This is a genomic window from Pseudomonas sp. 22515 (genome assembly GCF_052044625.1).
Lineage (GTDB): Bacteria > Pseudomonadota > Gammaproteobacteria > Pseudomonadales > Pseudomonadaceae > Aquipseudomonas > Aquipseudomonas alloputida.
The window spans coordinates 175,764-193,690 of record NZ_JBQENN010000001.1; the positions used below are offsets into that span (position 1 = coordinate 175,764).

16 protein-coding genes are annotated in these 17,927 nt (G+C 64.7%); 6 read left to right on the forward strand and 10 right to left on the reverse strand.

Annotated features, from left to right (window positions below; all coding sequences use genetic code 11):
* Window positions 1-169: 169 nt before the first annotated feature.
* The 10 genes from ACTJJN_RS00755 to gshB all read right to left on the reverse strand — a co-directional run bounded on the left by ACTJJN_RS00755 (window position 170) and on the right by gshB (window position 8,791).
* Window positions 170-547 carry a gamma-butyrobetaine hydroxylase-like domain-containing protein gene (locus ACTJJN_RS00755; protein WP_003249306.1) on the reverse strand — a complete coding sequence of 126 codons (378 nt, stop codon included), beginning with the start codon at window positions 545-547 and terminating at the stop codon, window positions 170-172.
* A gap of 118 nt (window positions 548-665) precedes the next feature.
* The gene (gene hslU / locus ACTJJN_RS00760; protein WP_003249308.1) at window positions 666-2,009 is read right to left on the reverse strand and encodes an ATP-dependent protease ATPase subunit HslU; all 1,344 of its coding nucleotides are present in this window, start codon (window positions 2,007-2,009) and stop codon (window positions 666-668) included.
* A gap of 76 nt (window positions 2,010-2,085) precedes the next feature.
* The gene (hslV, locus tag ACTJJN_RS00765) at window positions 2,086-2,616 is read right to left on the reverse strand and encodes an ATP-dependent protease subunit HslV (protein ID WP_003249309.1); all 531 of its coding nucleotides are present in this window, start codon (window positions 2,614-2,616) and stop codon (window positions 2,086-2,088) included.
* A 212-nt stretch (window positions 2,617-2,828) separates the two neighbouring features.
* Window positions 2,829-4,100 carry a dihydroorotase gene (locus ACTJJN_RS00770; RefSeq protein WP_010955564.1) on the reverse strand — a complete coding sequence of 424 codons (1,272 nt, stop codon included), beginning with the start codon at window positions 4,098-4,100 and terminating at the stop codon, window positions 2,829-2,831.
* On the reverse strand, window positions 4,097-5,101 hold the full coding sequence (locus ACTJJN_RS00775) for an aspartate carbamoyltransferase catalytic subunit (RefSeq protein WP_003249311.1): 1,005 nt from the start codon (window positions 5,099-5,101) through the stop codon (window positions 4,097-4,099). The genes ACTJJN_RS00770 and ACTJJN_RS00775 overlap by 4 nt, the downstream gene beginning before the upstream one ends.
* A gap of 12 nt (window positions 5,102-5,113) precedes the next feature.
* Entirely contained in the window at window positions 5,114-5,632 is a 519-nt protein-coding gene (gene pyrR, locus ACTJJN_RS00780) for a bifunctional pyr operon transcriptional regulator/uracil phosphoribosyltransferase PyrR (RefSeq protein ID WP_003249313.1), read from the reverse strand.
* A gap of 49 nt (window positions 5,633-5,681) precedes the next feature.
* On the reverse strand, window positions 5,682-6,107 hold the full coding sequence (gene ruvX, locus ACTJJN_RS00785) for a Holliday junction resolvase RuvX (RefSeq protein ID WP_003249316.1): 426 nt from the start codon (window positions 6,105-6,107) through the stop codon (window positions 5,682-5,684).
* Window positions 6,107-6,676, reverse strand: coding sequence for a YqgE/AlgH family protein (locus ACTJJN_RS00790; protein ID WP_003249318.1), 570 nt, complete (start codon window positions 6,674-6,676; stop codon window positions 6,107-6,109). The genes ruvX and ACTJJN_RS00790 overlap by 1 nt, the downstream gene beginning before the upstream one ends.
* Before the next feature lie 164 nt (window positions 6,677-6,840).
* The gene (locus tag ACTJJN_RS00795; RefSeq protein WP_192907640.1) at window positions 6,841-7,746 is read right to left on the reverse strand and encodes an energy transducer TonB; all 906 of its coding nucleotides are present in this window, start codon (window positions 7,744-7,746) and stop codon (window positions 6,841-6,843) included.
* A 91-nt stretch (window positions 7,747-7,837) separates the two neighbouring features.
* Window positions 7,838-8,791 carry a glutathione synthase gene (gshB, locus tag ACTJJN_RS00800; RefSeq protein ID WP_003249322.1) on the reverse strand — a complete coding sequence of 318 codons (954 nt, stop codon included), beginning with the start codon at window positions 8,789-8,791 and terminating at the stop codon, window positions 7,838-7,840.
* Between the two features lie 238 nt (window positions 8,792-9,029).
* Here gshB and ACTJJN_RS00805 point away from each other — a divergent pair, with 238 nt between their 5' ends.
* The 6 genes from ACTJJN_RS00805 to ACTJJN_RS00830 are packed head-to-tail and all read left to right on the forward strand — an operon-like array spanning window position 9,030 to window position 17,886.
* On the forward strand, window positions 9,030-9,431 hold the full coding sequence (locus ACTJJN_RS00805) for a response regulator (protein ID WP_003249324.1): 402 nt from the start codon (window positions 9,030-9,032) through the stop codon (window positions 9,429-9,431).
* 47 nt (window positions 9,432-9,478) lie between these two features.
* Window positions 9,479-9,844, forward strand: a complete 366-nt coding sequence (gene pilH / locus ACTJJN_RS00810; RefSeq protein ID WP_014592657.1) for a twitching motility response regulator PilH — start codon at window positions 9,479-9,481, stop codon at window positions 9,842-9,844.
* Window positions 9,841-10,395 (forward strand): chemotaxis protein CheW, encoded by a 555-nt coding sequence (locus ACTJJN_RS00815; RefSeq protein ID WP_014754673.1) that lies wholly within the window; start codon window positions 9,841-9,843, stop codon window positions 10,393-10,395. The genes pilH and ACTJJN_RS00815 overlap by 4 nt, the downstream gene beginning before the upstream one ends.
* A 47-nt stretch (window positions 10,396-10,442) precedes the next feature.
* Complete coding sequence (locus tag ACTJJN_RS00820) at window positions 10,443-12,467, forward strand: methyl-accepting chemotaxis protein (protein ID WP_223817433.1); 2,025 nt, start codon at window positions 10,443-10,445, stop codon at window positions 12,465-12,467.
* 12 nt (window positions 12,468-12,479) lie between these two features.
* Window positions 12,480-17,420, forward strand: coding sequence for an Hpt domain-containing protein (locus ACTJJN_RS00825; RefSeq protein ID WP_440780744.1), 4,941 nt, complete (start codon window positions 12,480-12,482; stop codon window positions 17,418-17,420).
* Window positions 17,413-17,886 carry a chemotaxis protein CheW gene (locus ACTJJN_RS00830; protein ID WP_012053911.1) on the forward strand — a complete coding sequence of 158 codons (474 nt, stop codon included), beginning with the start codon at window positions 17,413-17,415 and terminating at the stop codon, window positions 17,884-17,886. Before ACTJJN_RS00825 ends, ACTJJN_RS00830 begins: the two co-directional genes overlap by 8 nt.
* The last annotated feature ends 41 nt before the right edge of the window (window positions 17,887-17,927 follow it).

The window sequence follows — 17,927 nt, forward strand, 5'->3', positions numbered from 1 at the left end:
GCGGTGCTGCGTGGGTGCTGACGACCTGCAAAGTGATGCAGGGAACTTGCCACACCCATTGGTTACCCGACTTTCGTGTAATGCGCAAGACAGCCCTTCACTGGGCTGTCTGCAAGTCATTCAAACAGATGAATTTAGAAAATGCGCTCTAAACCCCTCAGGCCTTGCGCTAGAGCATGAGCTTGACCACAGATTCGGCTGGGTCGCGGGATTTGCCGGCCTTGTGCAACTCGTCGAGGTATTCCGCCCACAGTTGTTCCTGGCGCAGGCACAGTTGCTCAAGGTATTCCCAAGTGAACAAGCCGCTGTCATGGCCGTCGTCGAAGGTCAGTTTCAGTGCATATTGGCCGGCAGGTTCCAGGCCACTGAGGCCAACGTTGATCTTGCCGAACTGCAGGATGGGGTTGCCGTGGCCCTGGACCTCGGCGGAGGGAGAGTGCACGCGCAGGAATTCGGCAGGCAGGTGGTAGACCTCGCCGGGCGCGTAGGTGAGGCTGAGGGTTTTGGAGGCTTTGTGCAGGTTGATGGCGGTAGGCAGGCGGGCCATGGGCAGAATCTCTCGGGAGCTGATGAAGCACAGCTTCCAGCTTATGGGGGAGGGATTCAAGGGCCTCTTCGCGGGCAAGCCCGCCCCTGCACGGATCNCGAAACTGTCGAAACCGGTCTTACAGGATGTAACGCGACAGGTCTTCGTTCTGTGCCAGCTCACCCAGGTGGCTGTTCACATACGCCGCGTCGATCTGGATCGGCGCTTCGTCATGGGTGCTGGCCAGGTCGCCCGCACTGAACGACACTTCTTCGAGCAAACGCTCGAGCAGGGTGTGCAGGCGGCGGGCACCGATGTTTTCGGTCTTCTCGTTGACCTGGTAGGCAATCTCGGCCAGGCGCTTGATGCCGTCGGCGAGGAACTCGATGTTCAGGCCTTCGGTCTTCAGCAATGCCTGGTACTGCTCGGTCAGCGACGCGTGCGGCTCCTGCAGGATGCGCTCGAAGTCTTCCGGGGTCAGTGCCTTCAGCTCGACACGAATCGGCAGGCGGCCTTGCAGCTCGGGCACCAGGTCGCTCGGCTTGCTCAGGTGGAATGCACCCGAGGCAATGAACAGAATGTGGTCGGTCTTGACCATGCCCAGCTTGGTGTTGACGGTGCAGCCTTCGATCAGCGGCAGCAGATCGCGCTGCACGCCTTCACGGGACACATCGGCGCCGCCAACGTTGCCGCGCTTGGCAACCTTGTCGATTTCGTCGATGAACACGATGCCGTGCTGTTCGACCGCTTCCAGAGCCTTGGCCTTGAGTTCTTCCTCGTTGACCAGGCGGCTCGCTTCTTCATCGCGAACCATCTTCAGCGCTTCTTTCACCTTCAGCTTGCGCGCTTTGCGCTTGCCCTTGCCCATGTTGGCAAACAGGCTCTGCAGCTGGTTGGTCATTTCTTCCATGCCGGGCGGCGCAGCAATTTCGACACCTACGGCATCGGCCACTTCAATCTCGATTTCCTTGTCGTCCAGCTGGCCTTCGCGCAGGCGCTTGCGGAACAGCTGGCGGGTGTTGGAGTCGCTGCTGGTCTGTGCGGCTTCTTCGCTGAAGCTGGTGACGCGTGCCTGGGGCAGCAGGGCGTCGAGGATGCGGTCTTCGGCGGCGTCTTCGGCGCGGTGGCGCACGCGGATGATTTCCTGCTCGCGCAGCATCTTCAGCGCGGCATCGGCCAGGTCACGGATGATCGATTCGACGTCGCGGCCCACGTAGCCCACTTCGGTGAACTTGGTGGCTTCGACCTTGAGGAACGGCGCGTTGGCCAGTTTGGCCAGCCGGCGGGCGATTTCGGTCTTGCCGACGCCGGTAGGGCCGATCATCAGGATGTTCTTGGGGGTGACTTCGGCACGCAACTCGGCTGGGAGCTGCATGCGCCGCCAGCGGTTGCGCAGGGCAATGGCCACGGCGCGCTTGGCGTCGTCCTGGCCGATGATGTGGCGGTTGAGTTCGTGGACGATCTCGCGGGGGGTCATGGACATGATCAATACGGTCCTTGGGCAGGTGAGTCAGCGTGGAAAAGCCCCTTCACCGGGAAGGGGCGCCAGAACAGCTGAATCAGTCGGCCAGGTCCTGCTCCTCGATGGTCAGGTTGTGGTTGGTGAACACGCAGATGTCGCCGGCGATGTTCAGGGCGGTCTCGGCGATTTCGCGGGCCGAGAGGTCGGTCTTGTTCAGCAGGGCACGGGCTGCGGCCTGGGCATAGGCGCCGCCGGAACCCATGGCGATCAGGCCATCTTCGGGTTCGACCACGTCACCGTTGCCGGTGATGATCAGGGATGCATCCTTGTTGGCCACGGCCAGCATGGCTTCCAGGCGGCTCAGGGAGCGGTCGGTACGCCATTCCTTGGCCAGCTCGACGGCGGCGCGTACCAGGTGACCCTGGTGTTTTTCCAGCTGACCTTCAAAGCGCTCGAACAGGGTGAAGGCGTCGGCAGTGGCGCCGGCGAAGCCCGCGATGACCTGGCCGTGGTACAGGCGGCGCACCTTCTTGGCGTTGCCTTTCATCACGGTGTTGCCAAGGGATACCTGGCCGTCGCCGCCCATGACGACTTTGCCGTTACGGCGGACAGAAACGATTGTGGTCAAGGGGAGAGTCTCCACGCAGCGGGGCGAAAGTGCCTGATGCAGACTCATATGGGGGTGGGGGGGAGGATTTCAACCGGGGGGGATGAATGGTCGCGCTTGGCGGGGGGGACTATGTGAAGGCATTCGCGGGCATGCCCGCTCCCACAGGGTTACCACATGCCTTGGAATTGTGGTGATCCTGTGGGAGCGGGCGTGCCCGCGAAGCATGTTACTCAGGCCTCGTGGCAGATGTGCCCATCGACCAAGGTATAACGCACTGCACCTGGCAGGCAGTGGCCGATGAACGGGCAGTTCTCGCCACGGGAGAACCATTGTTCGCCAGCAACGGTGGACGCTTGCGGGTCGAACAGCACCAGGTCGGCCGCGCCACCCACTTTCAGTTCCCCAGCCGGCAGGCGCAGGGCGGCAGCCGGGCCGCTGCTCAGGCGGGCCAGCAAGGTTGGCAGGTCGAGCAGGCCGTCTTGCACCAGGGTCATGGCCAGTGGCAGCAGCAACTCGACGCTGCTGATACCCGGCTCGGTGGCGCCGAACGGGGCCAGCTTGGCGTCGCGCTCGTGCGGCTGGTGGTGGCTGGAGATGGCCTGGATCACCCCCGACTTCACCGCCTCGCGCAATCCGTCACGGTCGGCAGCGGTGCGCAGCGGCGGCTGCACGTGGTACAGGCTGGAGAACTCGCGCAGCGACTCGTCCGTGAGGATCAGCTGGTACAGCGCTACATCGGCGGTCACAGGCAGGCCCAAGGCCTGGGCCTGGGCGATCAGCCGCGCGCCACGGGCGCTGGTGATCTGGCTGAAGTGCGCACGCACGCCGCTCTGTTCCACCAGCAGCAGGTTGCGCGCCAGGGCCACGGTTTCGGCGCTTTCCGGGATGCCCGGCAGGCCGAGGAAGCTGGCCATGGCACCTTCGTGGGCCAGGCCGCCCTGGGCCAGGTCGCGGTCCTGGGAGTGGAACACCACCGTCAGGTCGAAGGTGGCGGCATACTCCAGGGCGCGGGCCAGGGTACGGTTGTTGGGGATTTCCTTCAGGCCGTTGCCAAACGCTACGCAACCGGTGTCACGCAGGGCCACCAGTTCGGCCAGTTGCTCGCCCTCCAGGCCCTTGGTCAGGGCGCCGACCGGGTAGACCTTGCTGTTGGCGGCTTCGCGGGCGCGGTCAAGGATAAGTTCGGCTACCGCCGAGGTGTCCAGTACCGGCTTGGTCTGTGGCGGGCAGCACAGGCTGGTGACACCGCCGGCAACGGCAGCGCGGGTTTCACTGGCGATGTTGCCTTTGCGGCTGTAACCCGGCTCGCGCAGGGACACGCCCAGGTCGACCAGGCCGGGCGCAGCGACCAGGCCATCAGCCTGGATCGTGCGGCTGGCGCTGAAACCGGCCGGTGCGGCGCCGATGGCGACAATGCGGCCGCCGTCCAGGTGCAGGTCGGTGACCTGGTCAAGGCCGCTGTTGGGGTCGATCACCCGGGCGCCAAGAATACTGATGGTCACTGGGCGTTCTCCTGGTCCAATTGACGTTGCGCGTTCTGCCCGCTCATGGCCATGGACAGCACGGCCATGCGCACGGCGATACCGTAGGTGACCTGGTTGAGGATCACCGAGTGCTTGCCATCGGCAACCGCCGACTCGATTTCTACGCCACGGTTGATCGGGCCCGGGTGCATGACGATGGCGTCAGGCTTGGCCCCGGCCAGGCGCGCGGTCGTCAGGCCGAACAGGCGGTAGAACTCGCCTTCACTGGGCAGCAGGCCACCGGCCATGCGCTCACGCTGCAGGCGCAGCATGATCACCACGTCGACGTCTTTCAGGCCTTCGGCGAGGTCGGTGTAGACCTTTACGCCGTACTGCTCGATACCGATCGGGATCAGGGTTTTCGGCCCGATCACACGGATGTCCGGGCAACCCAGCGCTTTGAGCGCGAGCATGTCGGAACGGGCCACACGCGAGTGCAGGATGTCGCCGACGATCGCCACGGACAGGTTTTCGAAGCTGCCTTTGTGACGGCGGATGGTGAGCATGTCGAGCATGCCCTGGGTCGGGTGCGCGTGGCGGCCGTCACCGCCGTTGATCACGGCCACTTCCGGGCACACGTGCTCGGCGATGAAGTGCGCGGCGCCGGAGTCGGAGTGGCGTACGACGAACATGTCGGCGGCCATGGCTTCGAGGTTGCGCAGGGTGTCGAACAGGGTTTCGCCCTTGCTGGTCGAGGAGGTCGACACGTTCAGGCTGATCACGTCGGCCGACAGGCGCTGGGCTGCCAGTTCGAAGGTGGTACGGGTACGGGTCGAGTTCTCGAAGAACACGTTGCACACAGTCTTGCCGCGCAGCAACGGGACTTTTTTCACAGCCCGGGCACCGACTTCCAGGAAGGAGTCGGCGGTGTCGAGGATCTCGGTGAGCAGTTCGCGAGGCAAACCGTCAAGCGAGAGGAAGTGGCGCAGCTGGCCCTGATCATTGAGCTGCAGCGGGCGCTTGGCGTCGATTGGCGTCATCGCGGGGGACTCTTAAAGGGCGGAAGCGGAGGCGAGGTCCTGGCGCTCGAGGGCGAGCGGTGCGGGTCCGGTCAATTTTACCCGTTCATGGGCACCCAGCGACAGGGTGGCGCCGAGCACGTTCGGGCGAATCGGCAGTTCGCCGGCATCCAGGTCCAGCAGGCAGACCAGGGTGACGCTGGCCGGGCGGCCGTAATCGAACAGTTCGTTGAGCGCCGCGCGGATGGTGCGACCGCTCATCAGCACGTCATCCACCAGCACCAGGTGCTGGCCTTCGACTTCGAACGGCAACTCGGACGGGCGCACTTGTGGGTGCAGGCCGTTCTGGCTGAAGTCGTCACGGTAGAACGACACGTCCAGGGTGCCCATTGGGCTGGTGTCGCCCATAGCATCCTGCAGGGCCTGGGCAACCCAGACGCCGCCGGTGCGGATACCGATGTAACGGGGCTCGGTGATTGCCCGGCGCGCCAGGTGGGCACGAAGGTCGACAGCCATCTGCCGGATCAGCTCGGCGGGATTGGGTAGGCTCATTGCGGGCTCCTCGGAAGGGTGCGCCGGGTGGACCCGGCGGCAAAGATGATCAGGTATTGGCCTCCAGCCAGCCTTGCAGCAGCAAGGCAGCGGCAATGGCATCGACCGGATTGTCGCGGTAGCTGCCACGCTGGCCGCCACGGGCCATGCGCTCGCCTTTGGCCTCGAAGGTGGTCAGGCGCTCGTCGTGCGTGTGCACGGGCAGGTTGAAGCGGCCGTTCAGGCGGCGGGCGAACTTTTCGGCGCGGGCGCTCATCTCGCTGGGCGTACCGTCCATGTTCAGCGGCAGGCCGACGACAATGGCATCTGGCTTCCATTCGGCAATCAGCTTTTCCACCTGGGCCCAGTCCGGTACGCCGTTCTGCGCCTTCAGGGTGCACAGTTCGCGGGCCTGGCCGGTAATCACCTGGCCGACGGCCACGCCGATCTGTTTGCTGCCATAGTCGAAGCCCAGCAGCAGGCGTAGCTCAGCCATCAGGCGTGGCCCGCCTGGCTGGTCAGCAGGTGCAGGTTGATCCCCAGGCTGGCGGCCGCAGCCTCAAGGCGCAGGTCGCTGGCCATACCGAAGACGATTTCCGGGTCGAACGGGCAGTTCAGCCAGGCGTTGTCGGCCAGTTCCGCTTCCAGTTGGCCCGCTTCCCAACCGGCATAGCCCAAGGTGATCAGGCTCTGTTTCGGGCCCACACCGGCGGCGATAGCCAGCAATATGTCCTGTGACGTGGTCAGCGACAGCCCTTCCAGCGCCACGCTGGCCTGGAAACTGCACTCGCTGCTGTGCAGCACGAAGCCGCGGTCGGTTTGTACCGGGCCACCCTGGTAGATCGGCACCTGCAAGGTGCTGGCCGGCGGCGTTTCGTCCGGGCGCAGCTGCTCGAGGATGTCGGCCAGGCTCAGTTCCTGTGGTCGGTTGACCACCAGGCCCATGGCGCCATGCTCATTGTGCTCGACGATATACGTGAGGGTCTGGGCGAAGTTCGGATCGGCCATGTGCGGCATGGCGATCAGGAACTGGTGCTTGAGGTAGCTGGGTGCGAGGGTTTTCATGGGGGATAGTGTGGCGCCAGGTGGCGAGACTGACAAGGTGCGGATTTGTGTCGTCAGGTTGGCGCTTGGCTTGAGGTTTTTGGCGCTTTTGAGATCGAGCGCCGCCCGCGCGGCGCTCGATATCCGCGCTAGCACGCACCGAAAGCCCTACACCAAGGCTGAACTCAATTACTGGACAAACGGTCCCCACGGGCAAAGCGCCAGGTGCGGATGATCTCCAGCCGGTCGAACTCGGCCAGATCACCGGTAAACGGTGCAAACGGCGCGGCCAGTCGCACGATGCGCTGCGCCGCCTGGTCCAGCACGGGCTGCCCGGACGATTCCAGCACCAGCACCTCGTACAGCGAGCCATCGCGGTTGATCGACACCATCATGCGCAAGTTGCCGTAGATCTGCTGTCGGCGTGCTTCATCGGGGTAGTTCAGGTTACCCACGCGCTCGACCTTCTTGCGCCACTCTTCCTTGTACCAGGCGCCCTTGTCGCGCATGGTCGACGCGGCGTTCAGGCGATGGATGCGTGGGCGCTTGGCGTACATCTGCTGCTCGTTGGACAGCTCCGCCTCCAGGCTGGCGATCTGGCTGGACAACTGCGAGCTGTCGAAGTCCGGCGCCGGTGTGGCTGGCTTGGGCTGTGCTTTGCTTTCCTTGGGTTTGGGTTCGACCTTGTGCGGCTTGGGCGCCGTCGTCATCACTGCCGACTTTTTCGGGGTAGGGGGTGGTACCACCTCGGGCCTGGCCGCAGGCGGTGGGGTGATCTTGTTGATCTTGCTGTCCTGGAACGGCGCCAGCTCGGTGGTCTTGGGCACCGCTTTCTTGTCCAGGGTGCCGCTGCCTTGCTGGTTGTCCTGGGCCTGGAAGTCAGCCTTCTCGGGCGGTTTCTCGCTCTTGAAGGTGGCCAGGGTGATGTCCATGGTGTGGCGGATTTCGGCAGGCTTGACCACGGTGAAGCCGACGCCAAGGATCAGCGCCAGGTGCACCAGCGCAGCCAGGAACAGGGTGAAGCCAAGCCGGTCCGCAGGGCGAACACGGGGAGGCAGCAGGTCGGCAGGGACGTCAGCGGGCAGCGTCATCAGGTATCCAGCAACCGCAGGGCGGGGCAGCAGCTCAGTCGAATAGGACCGGCATCATACCCCACTCTACGGCTTTACTTCGCGTTGGCTGTCAGCGTGCCTTGAGCTTGCGATCAATGGCATCCATCAGTTTGCCACCGATATCGGTGTTGTAGGCGGCATCGATCTCGCGGATACAGGTGGGGCTGGTGACGTTGATTTCGGTGAGGTAGTCGCCGATCACGTCCAGGCCAACGAACAGCAGGCCCTTCTCGCGCAGCGTCGGGCCGACCTGGGCGGCGATCCAGCGGTCGCGCTCGGTCAGTGGGCGGGCTTCGCCACGCCCGCCCGCGGCCAGGTTGCCACGGGTTTCGCCGCTGGCCGGAATGCGTGCCAGGCAATAGTCCACTGGCTCGCCATCGATCATCAGGATGCGCTTGTCGCCGTCCTTGATTGCCGGCAGGTAGGCTTGGGCCATGATCTGCTGGGTGCCCAGTGCGGTCAGGGTTTCCAGGATCACCGACAGGTTGGGGTCGCCCGCCCGGTGACGGAAGATCGACGTACCGCCCATGCCATCCAGTGGCTTGAGGATCACGTCGGCATGCTTGGCGGTGAATTCGCGAAGGATGTCCGGGCGGCGGCTGACCAGGGTCGGGGTGGTGCATTGCGGGAACAGCGTGGCGAACATCTTCTCGTTGCAGTCGCGCAGGCTTTGCGGGCGGTTTACCACCAGTACGCCGTCGTTCTCGGCTTGTTCCAGCAGGTAAGTGCTATAGACGAACTCCATGTCGAAGGGCGGGTCCTTGCGCATCAGGATCACGTCCAGCTCGGCCAGCGGGCTGTCCTGCTCCTCGCCCAGTTCGAACCAGCGTGCAGGGTCGGCAAACACCGTCAGCGGGCGCATGCGGGCGCGTGCCTTGCCTTCGCCCTGGTACAGGTCTTGCTGTTCCATGTAGAACAAGCTCCAGCCGCGTGCCTGGGCGGCCAGCAGCATGGCCAGCGAGCTGTCCTTCTTGTAGGAGATGGACGCGATGGGGTCCATTACAATGCCGAGGCGAACGCTCATGGGGGGTCCTCTTGGCGGCAGGTGGCCGCGGTGGATCGAAAGAAAAGTGGCTCAGGGTGGCGCCGGGAACGCCGCCGGTCAAGGGGCGCGGCAGATGGAATGGCCACCCGGAGTGTGCTAAAAATGCAGCTGCAAGCCTTGAGCTACAAGCCTCAAGAAAAGAGCATCCATGCGCCGAGCTGCTTTCTTGCAGCTTGCCGCTAGCAACTTGCGGCTTCAATCCTACTGGTAGGCGTCTATGGAACAACCCCTGAAGGTGATGGTGATCGACGATTCCCGCACGATCCGCCGCACCGCGCAGATGTTGCTCGGTGAAGCGGGCTGCGAGGTAATCACCGCCAGCGATGGCTTCGATGCCTTGGCCAAGATCGTCGACCATCAGCCCAGCATCATTTTTGTCGATGTGCTGATGCCACGCCTGGACGGCTACCAGACCTGCGCGGTAATCAAGCACAACAGTGCCTTCAAGGACACCCCGGTTATCCTGCTGTCGTCCCGCGATGGGCTGTTCGACAAGGCCCGCGGCCGGGTGGTCGGTTCCGATCAGTTCCTGACCAAACCGTTCAGCAAGGAAGAACTGCTCGATGCGATCCGCGCCCATGTGCCCGGGTTCGCCACACCTCAACAACACGCACCCTGACCGAGCCCCGCCATGGCGCGGTCCTACTTTCCTGATGGGGAAACAGCATGGCCCGAGTTCTGATTGTCGACGACTCGCCGACAGAGATGTACAGATTGACCGAATGGCTGGAAAAGCACGGCTACCAGGTGCTCAAGGCCAGCAACGGTGCCGACGGCGTGGCCCTGGCCCGGCAGGACAAGCCCGACGCGGTGCTGATGGACATCGTCATGCCTGGCATGAACGGCTTCCAGGCCACCCGCCAGCTCAGCAAGGACCCGGAAACCAGCGCTATTCCAGTGATCGTGGTAACCACCAAGGACCAGGAAACCGACCGTATCTGGGCGACGCGCCAGGGTGCCCGTGACTTCCTGACCAAACCGGTGGAAGAGGAGGCGCTGATCGCCAAGCTCAAAGAAGTGCTGGGGGCTTGACCACCCGCCCGCAAGGCGCGTCGCTGACCGCCTTTGAGTTGTTGCTGGACATCGACCGGCGCTGCCGCCTGCTGGTCGCCGACCAGCCGCCGCAGGACAACCGCGTGCAGCAGTGGAGCGGCATTGGCTTTCGCATTGCCGGGCAGTGGTTCGTCGCGCCCATGGGCGAAGTGGCCGAGGTGCTGCGCGAGCCGCGCAGTAGCCGCGTCCCCGGCGTGCAGCCGTGGGTGTGCGGGGTGGCCAACCTGCGTGGCCGGCTGTTGCCGGTGATGGACCTGAGCTGCTTCTTCGGCCTGGGCCACGCCGCACCGGGCAAGCAGCGGCGAGTGCTGGTGCTGGATCACGACGACCTGTTCGTCGGCTTGCTGGTCGACGAGGTGCTGGGCCTTCAGCACTTTGCCCTCGACAGCCTGCAGCTGTCGCCGCCGCAGCCGCTGATCCCTGCCGCTGCACGCTTTGTGCAGGGGCATTTTCCGCGTGAACGTAACTGGGCGATCTTCAGCCCCTTTGCCTTGGCCCAGGCGCCAGGCTTTCTCGATGTGGCGTTATAGGACCTGCGAACGTGAACAAGCCTGCCACCCCCGTCACTGCCACCACCGTGAGCCCACGTACCCGCAGCATCGCGCAGATCACCGTGCTGTTCCTGATCCTGATCCTTTCGATCATCTTGCTGTTCGCCAACTTTGCTTACCTGAATACCCAATCCAACTACGACAAGCAGTACATCGGCCATGCCGGCGAGCTGCGCGTGCTGTCGCAGCGTATCGCCAAGAACGCCACCGAGGCGGCCACCGGCAAGGCCCTGGCTTTCAAGCTGCTGTCGGATGCACGCAATGATTTCGAACGGCGCTGGGGCTACCTGCGCCAGGGTGACAAGTCCACTGGCCTGCCGCCTGCGCCACCTTCGGTGCGTGACGAGATGGAATCGGTACGCCGCGACTGGGAAAACCTGCGCAAGAACACCGACATCATCCTGGCCAGCGAGCAGACCGTGCTGTCGCTGCACCAGGTGGCAGCGACCCTGGCCGAGACCGTGCCGCAGTTGCAGGTGGAATACGAAAAAGTGGTCGAGATCCTGCTGCAGAGCGGTGCCCCGGCCAATCAGGTTGCGGTGGCCCAGCGCCAGTTGTTGCTGGCCGAACGCATCCTTGGCTCGGTCAACACCGTGCTGGCCGGTGACGACAGCGCCGCCCAGGCGGCCGATGCCTTCGGCCGTGACGCCGGGCGCTTTGGCCAGGTGCTGGAGGGCATGCTCAATGGCAATGCGACAATCCAGATAACCCGCGTCGAGGACGCCGATGCGCGTGCGCGGCTGGCCGAAATCGCCGAGTTGTTCCAGTTCGTTGCCGGTTCGGTGGATGAAATCCTCGAAACCTCGCCCGAACTGTTCCGTGTGCGGGAGGCTGCGGGCAACATCTTCAGCCTTTCGCAAACCCTGCTCGACGAAGCGTCGCACCTGGCGAACGGTTTCGAGAACCTGGCTGGCGGGCGCACCCTCGACACCGTTGGCGGCTATGCCCTGGGGCTGCTGGCGCTGGCCTCGATCATCCTCATCGGCCTGGTCATGGTGCGCACCACCAACCGCCAACTGCGCGAGACCGCAGAAAAGAACGAACGCAACCAGCAGGCCATCATGCGCCTGCTCGACGAAATCGAAGAGCTGGCAGATGGCGACCTGACGGTGACCGTATCGGTGACTGAAGATTTTACCGGCGCCATTGCCGACTCGATCAACTATTCCGTGGACCAGTTGCGCGACCTGGTCGCCACCATCAACCACAGTGCAATGCAGGTCGCTGCCGCTGTGCAGGACACGCAGAACACTGCGCGGCAACTGGCCAAGGCCTCCGAGCACCAGGCTGCACAGATCAGCGAGGCGTCCGAGGCGGTGGGTGACATGGTCGAGTCGATCGATCGGGTTTCGGCGCATGCTTACGAATCGGCCAAGGTGGCCGAGCGTTCGGTGGCCATCGCCAACAAGGGCAACGAGGTGGTGCACAACACCATCAACGGCATGGACAACATTCGCGAGCAAATCCAGGACACCGCCAAGCGGATCAAGCGTCTGGGCGAGTCCTCCCAGGAAATCGGCGACATCGTCAGCCTGATCGACGACATTGCCGACCAGACCAACATTCTTGCCCTGAACGCCGCTATCCAGGCCTCGCTGGCCGGTGAGGCCGGCCGCGGGTTTGCCGTGGTTGCCGACGAAGTGCAGCGCCTGGCCGAGCGCTCATCGTCTGCCACCCGCCAGATCGAGGCGCTGGTGCGTACCATCCAGGCCGATACCAACGAAGCGGTGATCTCCATGGAGCAGACCACCGCCGAAGTGGTGCGTGGTGCACGCCTGGCCCAGGATGCCGGGGTGGCGCTGGCCGAGATCGAAGGGGTATCGCAGAACCTCGCCGACCTTATCCACAGCATCTCCGACGCTGCCCAGTTGCAGACCTCGTCGGCCGGGCAGATCTCCCACACCATGGCGGTGATCCAGCAGATTACCGCGCAAACCTCCGCCGGCTCCGGTGCCACCGCCGACAGCATCCGCCACTTGGCCCGCATGGCCAGCGAGATGCGCCGTTCGGTGTCCGGTTTCACCCTGCCACCACCGACCGAGCCGCGTTAAGGAATAGTGACCATGGCTTCTGCAGTAAGCCCCGAGCGTCACGAAACAGTGGCGCTGGCCTGGACCAAGGCCGCCATCCTCGATTGCCTGGGCCAGGCACGGCAGGCGCTGGAGCGCTTTGCCGGCGAGACGGGCGACCTGTCGATGATGGCTTTCGTGGTCGACAACCTGCACCAGGTGCACGGCTGCCTGCGCATGCTCGAACTGCGCGGCGCCACGCGCCTGGCCGAGGAGTTGGAGCTGTTCGCCAAGGCATTGGCCGACGGCCAGGTCAGCCCCCGGGGTGATTGCCTGGGCGCATTGTTCCGCGGCCTGGAGCAGTTGCCCTCGTACCTGGAGCGGTTGCGCGGTGCCCGCCACGACCTGCCACTGGTCATGCTGCCGTTGCTCAACCAGCTGCGTGCCTGCCGTGGGGAGGAACCGCTGGCCCAGGCCAGCCTGATGACCGGCGCCGCCCAACGCTTCGCGGGTGACGATGATCTTGCCAACCTCGACCTGTCGCTGGGCAACTGGCGTGACCAACTGCAGGCCGGGTCGGGGCGCGATGCGCTGCGTTCGGTGGTGACTGCACTGTGCGATGACTTGATGCGCATCAAGGAGCGGCTGGACCAGTTCGGGCGCGGCGACCGTCAGCACCGCGAACAGCTCGATGCGCTGCTGGCGCCGTTGCGCCACGTGGCTGACACCCTGGCGGTACTGGGCTTTCAGCAACCGCGGCGGGTGATCATCGACCAGGTGCTGGCGTTGCAGGCATTGGCTCAGGGCGAGCGGGCGGTGGACGACGCGGTGTTGATGGACGTGGCGGGGGCCCTGCTGTACGTGGAGGCCTCCCTGAACGGCATGGTCGGCCCTTTGGAGGAAAACGGCCAAGGCAGCCTGCCGGGCTCGGACCTGGCCGAGATACGCCAGCTGGTGCTGAATGAATCGCTGAACGTGTTGCAGCAGGCCAAGGATCTGATCGGCGATTACCTGGAGTCCGACTGGCCGCGGCAACGTCTGCAGCCCTTGCCGGGGCTGTTGCAGCAGATTCGCGGGGCACTGGCCATGTTGATGCTGCCCGCCGTGGCCGAGCTGTTTGTCGGCTGCGCAAGCTATGTGCAGCGTTGGTTGCAGCACCTGGAGGAAGAGCCGCCGGTTGATGAGCTGACGCACTTGGCTGAGGCGCTGAGCGCTGCCGAATGCTACCTGCAATGGCGGGCAGCCGACCCGCTGGCCGATGGCCAACCCTTTATCGAGATGGCGCGGGCCAGCTTGGCGGCGCTGGGTGTGCAGTGCGCGGTGGTTGGGGCCAGCGCAGACCTGGACGGCAGTGGCGACGGCATCGATGACGAGCTTCGCGAGGTGTTCCTTGATGAAGCGGGCGAGCTGCTGCCGGAAATCGAGCGCCACTGGCTGCGCTGGCGTGCCGACAACCAGCAGCGCGAGGCGCTGGGCGAAGTGCGTCGCGCGCTGCATACACTCAAAGGCAGTGGCCGCATGGTGCATGCCGAGGCGGTGGCTGAACTGGCCTGGGGCGCCGAGCACCTGCTGAACCGGGTGCTCGAGGGCCGCAGCGTGCTCACCCCGGAAGGGGTTGTAGCGCTGCAGCAGGTGTTCGTTCACCTGCCTGACTTGCTGGCCGACTTTGCCGCCGGCCAGTTGCCGCAACTGACTGAAATCGAGCAATTGGCCGGGCACCTGCACAGCCTGGCCGAAAACGATGCCCCGGCGGCTGCCGGTGTCGATGGCCTCGATCCGCAGTTGCTGGGCATTTTTCGTACCGAGGCGCAGGGCCATCTGGCCAGCCTTGAGGCTTATCTGCAAAGCGCCGGCGGCCACGACACGCCGGTCAGTGATGACTTGCAGCGTGCCTTGCACACGCTCAAAGGCAGTGCCGCCATGGCCGGTGTGATGCCTGTCGCCGAACTGGCCACTGCCTTCGACCGCCTGGCCCGTGAATACAAGGGTCATCAACTGCCACTGCAAATGGCCGAGATGGAGTGGCTGGAAGCTGCGCGGTCGTTGTTCCATCTGGGCTTGGCGCAACTCGATAGCACACCGCTGGCCGCCATTCCCGGCGCCGCGGAACTGATCGAGCAGGTGGGCCAGGCCGTGGACGGCCGCCTGGCCAGTCTGCATGAAGACTCGCACCATGCCGGCCGCAGCAAGCGTGATCCGCAGTTGGTCGCCAGCTTCCTGGCGCAGGCCATGGACATTCTGCTCGATGCAGAGACGTTGTTGTCGCGCTGGCAGCAACAGCCCGCCCAGCGCGACGCACTGGATAACCTGCTCGACCAGATGACCACCCTGGGGCACGCTGCGCACCTGGCCGACCTGTGGCAGATGGATGAGGTGTGCGAGGCGTTGCTGGACCTGTATGGCGCGGTGGAGGAGGGCAGCCTGCCTGCCGATTCCCGCTTCTTCAGCCAGGCCCAGCGGGCCCATGAGGCCTTGCTGGACATGCTGGACGAAGTGGCGGCCGGGCAGGATATCCCACCGCGCCCGGAGCTGGTCGATAGCCTGCGCAACCTGCTGGACCAGGCCCTGGCGCCGGATGCCACCGGCCTGGTGGGCATCGATACGGTCACACCGCTGCACCCGGACATGGACCTGGCCGATACCTTGGGGCTGCCGCACCCGCCGTTGCAGCCGCAGGTGGCAGAGCCGCTTGCCGAGGCGCCGGAAAGCCCCGGCGAAGAGCTGCTGGAAGTGTTCCTGGAAGAAAGCTCGGACATCGTCGAGAGCGCCGCGGCGGCTCTGGCGCGCTGGCAGGCCGACCCGCGCAGCAGCGTCGAGGTGGACAACCTGATGCGCGACCTGCACACCCTCAAAGGCGTGGCGCGCATGGTCGAAATCACCCCGATCGGCGACCTGGCCCACGAACTGGAGTTCCTCTACGAGTTGTTGGCTGCGGGTAGATTGCCGCCAAGCGCGCCACTGTTCGCACTGCTGCAGAACTGCCACGACCGGCTGGCGCATATGCTTGACGCTGTGCGCCTGGGGCAGCCGCTGCATGCCGCCACGGCGCTGATCGACTACATTCGCAACTTCAGCAGCGCCGCACTGACAGACACTGCCGCAGGCCAGGGGCCGCCAGAAGCTGCAACCGCCGAAGTTCCGGCAGCAGCACCAGAGCGGGCACCGGGTGACATGGTCAAGGTCGACGCCGAGCTGCTCGACGACCTGGGTAACCTGGCCGGCGAGCACTCGATCATCCGTGGGCGCATCGAGCAGCAGGTCAACGACGCGCAGTTCGCCCTCAACGAGATGGAGACCACACTCGAGCGCATGCGTGATCAGTTGCTGCGTCTGGATGTCGAGACCCAGGGGCGAATCTCCAGCCGGCAGCAGTTCGAAGGCGATGCCTATGACGACTTCGACCCGCTGGAAATGGACCGCCACTCCCAGCTGCAGCAGCTGTCACGGGCCCTCTTCGAGTCTGCCTCGGACCTGCTCGACCTGAAGGAGACCCTGGCTCAGCGCGCTCAGGAGGCCTACAGCCTGCTGCAGCAGCAGGCGCGGGTGAACAGCCAGTTGCAGGAGGGCCTGACTGCCACCCTGATGGTGCCGTTCGAGCGCCTGGTGCCGCGCTTGCAGCGCGTGGTGCGGCAGGTGGCCAGCGAGCTGGGCAAGCAGGTGGAACTGGTGGTTGGCAATGCCGAGGGCGAACTGGACCGCAGTGTGCTGGAGCGTATGGTGGCGCCGCTGGAGCATATGCTGCGCAACGCCGTTGACCACGGCCTGGAAAGCCGCGCAATGCGCCTGGCCGCCGGCAAGCCGGAGCAGGGTACCATTCACCTGAATTTGCTGCATGAGGGCGCCGATATCGTCATCGAAATGACGGATGATGGTGCTGGCGTGCCACTGGAAGCGGTGCGGCGCAAGGCCATCAAGCGCGGCCTATTGGACCCGCAGGCGCAGTTGAGTGACCACGAAATCCTGCAGTTCATCCTGCGGCCAGGCTTTTCCACCGCCGAAAAGATTACCCAGATTTCCGGGCGCGGGCTGGGCATGGATGTGGTGCACGAGGAGGTCAAGCAACTGGGTGGCTCGATGAGTATCGAGTCGGCGCAGGGCAAGGGGGCGCGTTTCCTGATCCGCCTGCCGTTCACCGTGTCGATCAACCGTGCGCTGATGGTGCACCTGGGCGATGAGCAGTACGCCATTCCGCTCAATACCATCGAGGGCATTGTCCGCGTGCCACCTGCCGAGCTTGCGGCGTGCTACCAGCTGGACTCGCCGCGCTATGTCTATGCCGGCCACGAATACGAGCTGCGCTACCTGGGCGAGTTGCTGCAAGGCCTGCCGCGCCCGGCGCTGCTTGGGCAAAGTGTGCCATTGCCGGTGCTGCTGGTGCACTCCAAGGAGCAGTCGTTTGCCATTCAGGCCGACAGCCTGTCGCCCAGCCGCGAGATCGTGGTGAAAAGCCTGGGGCCGCAGTTTGCCGCGGTTGCCGGGTTATCGGGGGCGACACTGCTGGGCGATGGCCGGGTGGTGCTGATTCTTGACCTGCTGGGCCAGCTGCGCGGCCAGCAGCGACGGCTGGCCCGCTTGCCCGGTGGCGGTAGCCAACGCCAGTTGCTTGGCCCGGCACCGCGCCGTGCCTTGCTGGTGATGGTGGTGGACGATTCGGTAACCGTACGCAAGGTTACCAGCCGCCTGCTGGAGCGCCACGGCATGAGCGTGCTCACGGCCAAGGATGGCGTCGATGCCATGGCCTTGCTGGAAGAGCACCGGCCCGACGTGTTGTTGCTGGACATTGAAATGCCGCGCATGGACGGCTTCGAGGTGGCCACACGCATCCGCCGTGACGCACGGTTGAAAGACTTGCCGATCATCATGATCACCTCGCGTACTGGGCAGAAGCACCGGGACCGCGCCATGGCCATCGGTGTCAACGAATACCTGGGCAAGCCGTACCAGGAGTCGCTGCTGTTGCAGAGCATCGCCCATTGGAGCCAGGCCCATGCTTGAACTGATTTCCGGCCAACGCAGCAGCCTGACCGGGCTGTTGCTACCGTTGGGGGACCGCACGCTGGTGTTGCCCAACGTGGCGGTGGCCGAGTTGAGCGGGCAGCGTAACCTGGTGTGCCAGCATGGCGACCCCGCCTGGCACCTGGGGTGGATCAACTGGCGTCAGCAACGCCTGCCGTTGATCGGTTTCGAGGCCGCGTGCGGTGGTGAGACGCCGTGCGGGGAGCGGGCTCGCGTGGTGGTGCTCAATGCGTTGGGCGATACCGGTTTGCGGTACCTGGCGCTGTTGCTGCAGGACATTCCGCGCTCGTGCAAGCTCGACAGCCAGCTGAACTACGTGGATGTGGCGCTGGGCAGGTTGGAGCTGGCGGCGGTGCAGGTGGGTGAGCAGGTGGCGCGGGTGCCGGACCTGGTCGCGCTTGAGCGCTTGGTGCGTGACGCGGAGCTGCAACCTGACCTTGGTTAGGATGTGAGGCGCAGGGCCTGGTGGTCTGGAGTGGGAGCGGC

Bases quoted from the DNA above. Each gene is read 5' to 3' on its own strand.
- ACTJJN_RS00795 (WP_192907640.1), bottom strand. From the start codon at position 7,746: ATGACGCTGCCCGCTGACGTCCCTGCCGACCTGCTGCCTCCCCGTGTT.
- ACTJJN_RS00830 (WP_012053911.1), top strand. From the start codon at position 17,413: ATGCTTGAACTGATTTCCGGCCAACGCAGCAGCCTGACCGGGCTGTTG.
- ruvX (WP_003249316.1), bottom strand. From the start codon at position 6,107: ATGGCTGAGCTACGCCTGCTGCTGGGCTTCGACTATGGCAGCAAACAG.
- gshB (WP_003249322.1), bottom strand. From the start codon at position 8,791: ATGAGCGTTCGCCTCGGCATTGTAATGGACCCCATCGCGTCCATCTCC.
- ACTJJN_RS00775 (WP_003249311.1), bottom strand. From the start codon at position 5,101: ATGACGCCAATCGACGCCAAGCGCCCGCTGCAGCTCAATGATCAGGGC.
- ACTJJN_RS00805 (WP_003249324.1), top strand. From the start codon at position 9,030: ATGGAACAACCCCTGAAGGTGATGGTGATCGACGATTCCCGCACGATC.
- ACTJJN_RS00790 (WP_003249318.1), bottom strand. From the start codon at position 6,676: ATGAAAACCCTCGCACCCAGCTACCTCAAGCACCAGTTCCTGATCGCC.
- hslU (WP_003249308.1), bottom strand. From the start codon at position 2,009: ATGTCCATGACCCCCCGCGAGATCGTCCACGAACTCAACCGCCACATC.
- pilH (WP_014592657.1), top strand. From the start codon at position 9,479: ATGGCCCGAGTTCTGATTGTCGACGACTCGCCGACAGAGATGTACAGA.
- ACTJJN_RS00755 (WP_003249306.1), bottom strand. From the start codon at position 547: ATGGCCCGCCTGCCTACCGCCATCAACCTGCACAAAGCCTCCAAAACC.
- pyrR (WP_003249313.1), bottom strand. From the start codon at position 5,632: ATGAGCCTACCCAATCCCGCCGAGCTGATCCGGCAGATGGCTGTCGAC.
- ACTJJN_RS00825 (WP_440780744.1), top strand. From the start codon at position 12,480: ATGGCTTCTGCAGTAAGCCCCGAGCGTCACGAAACAGTGGCGCTGGCC.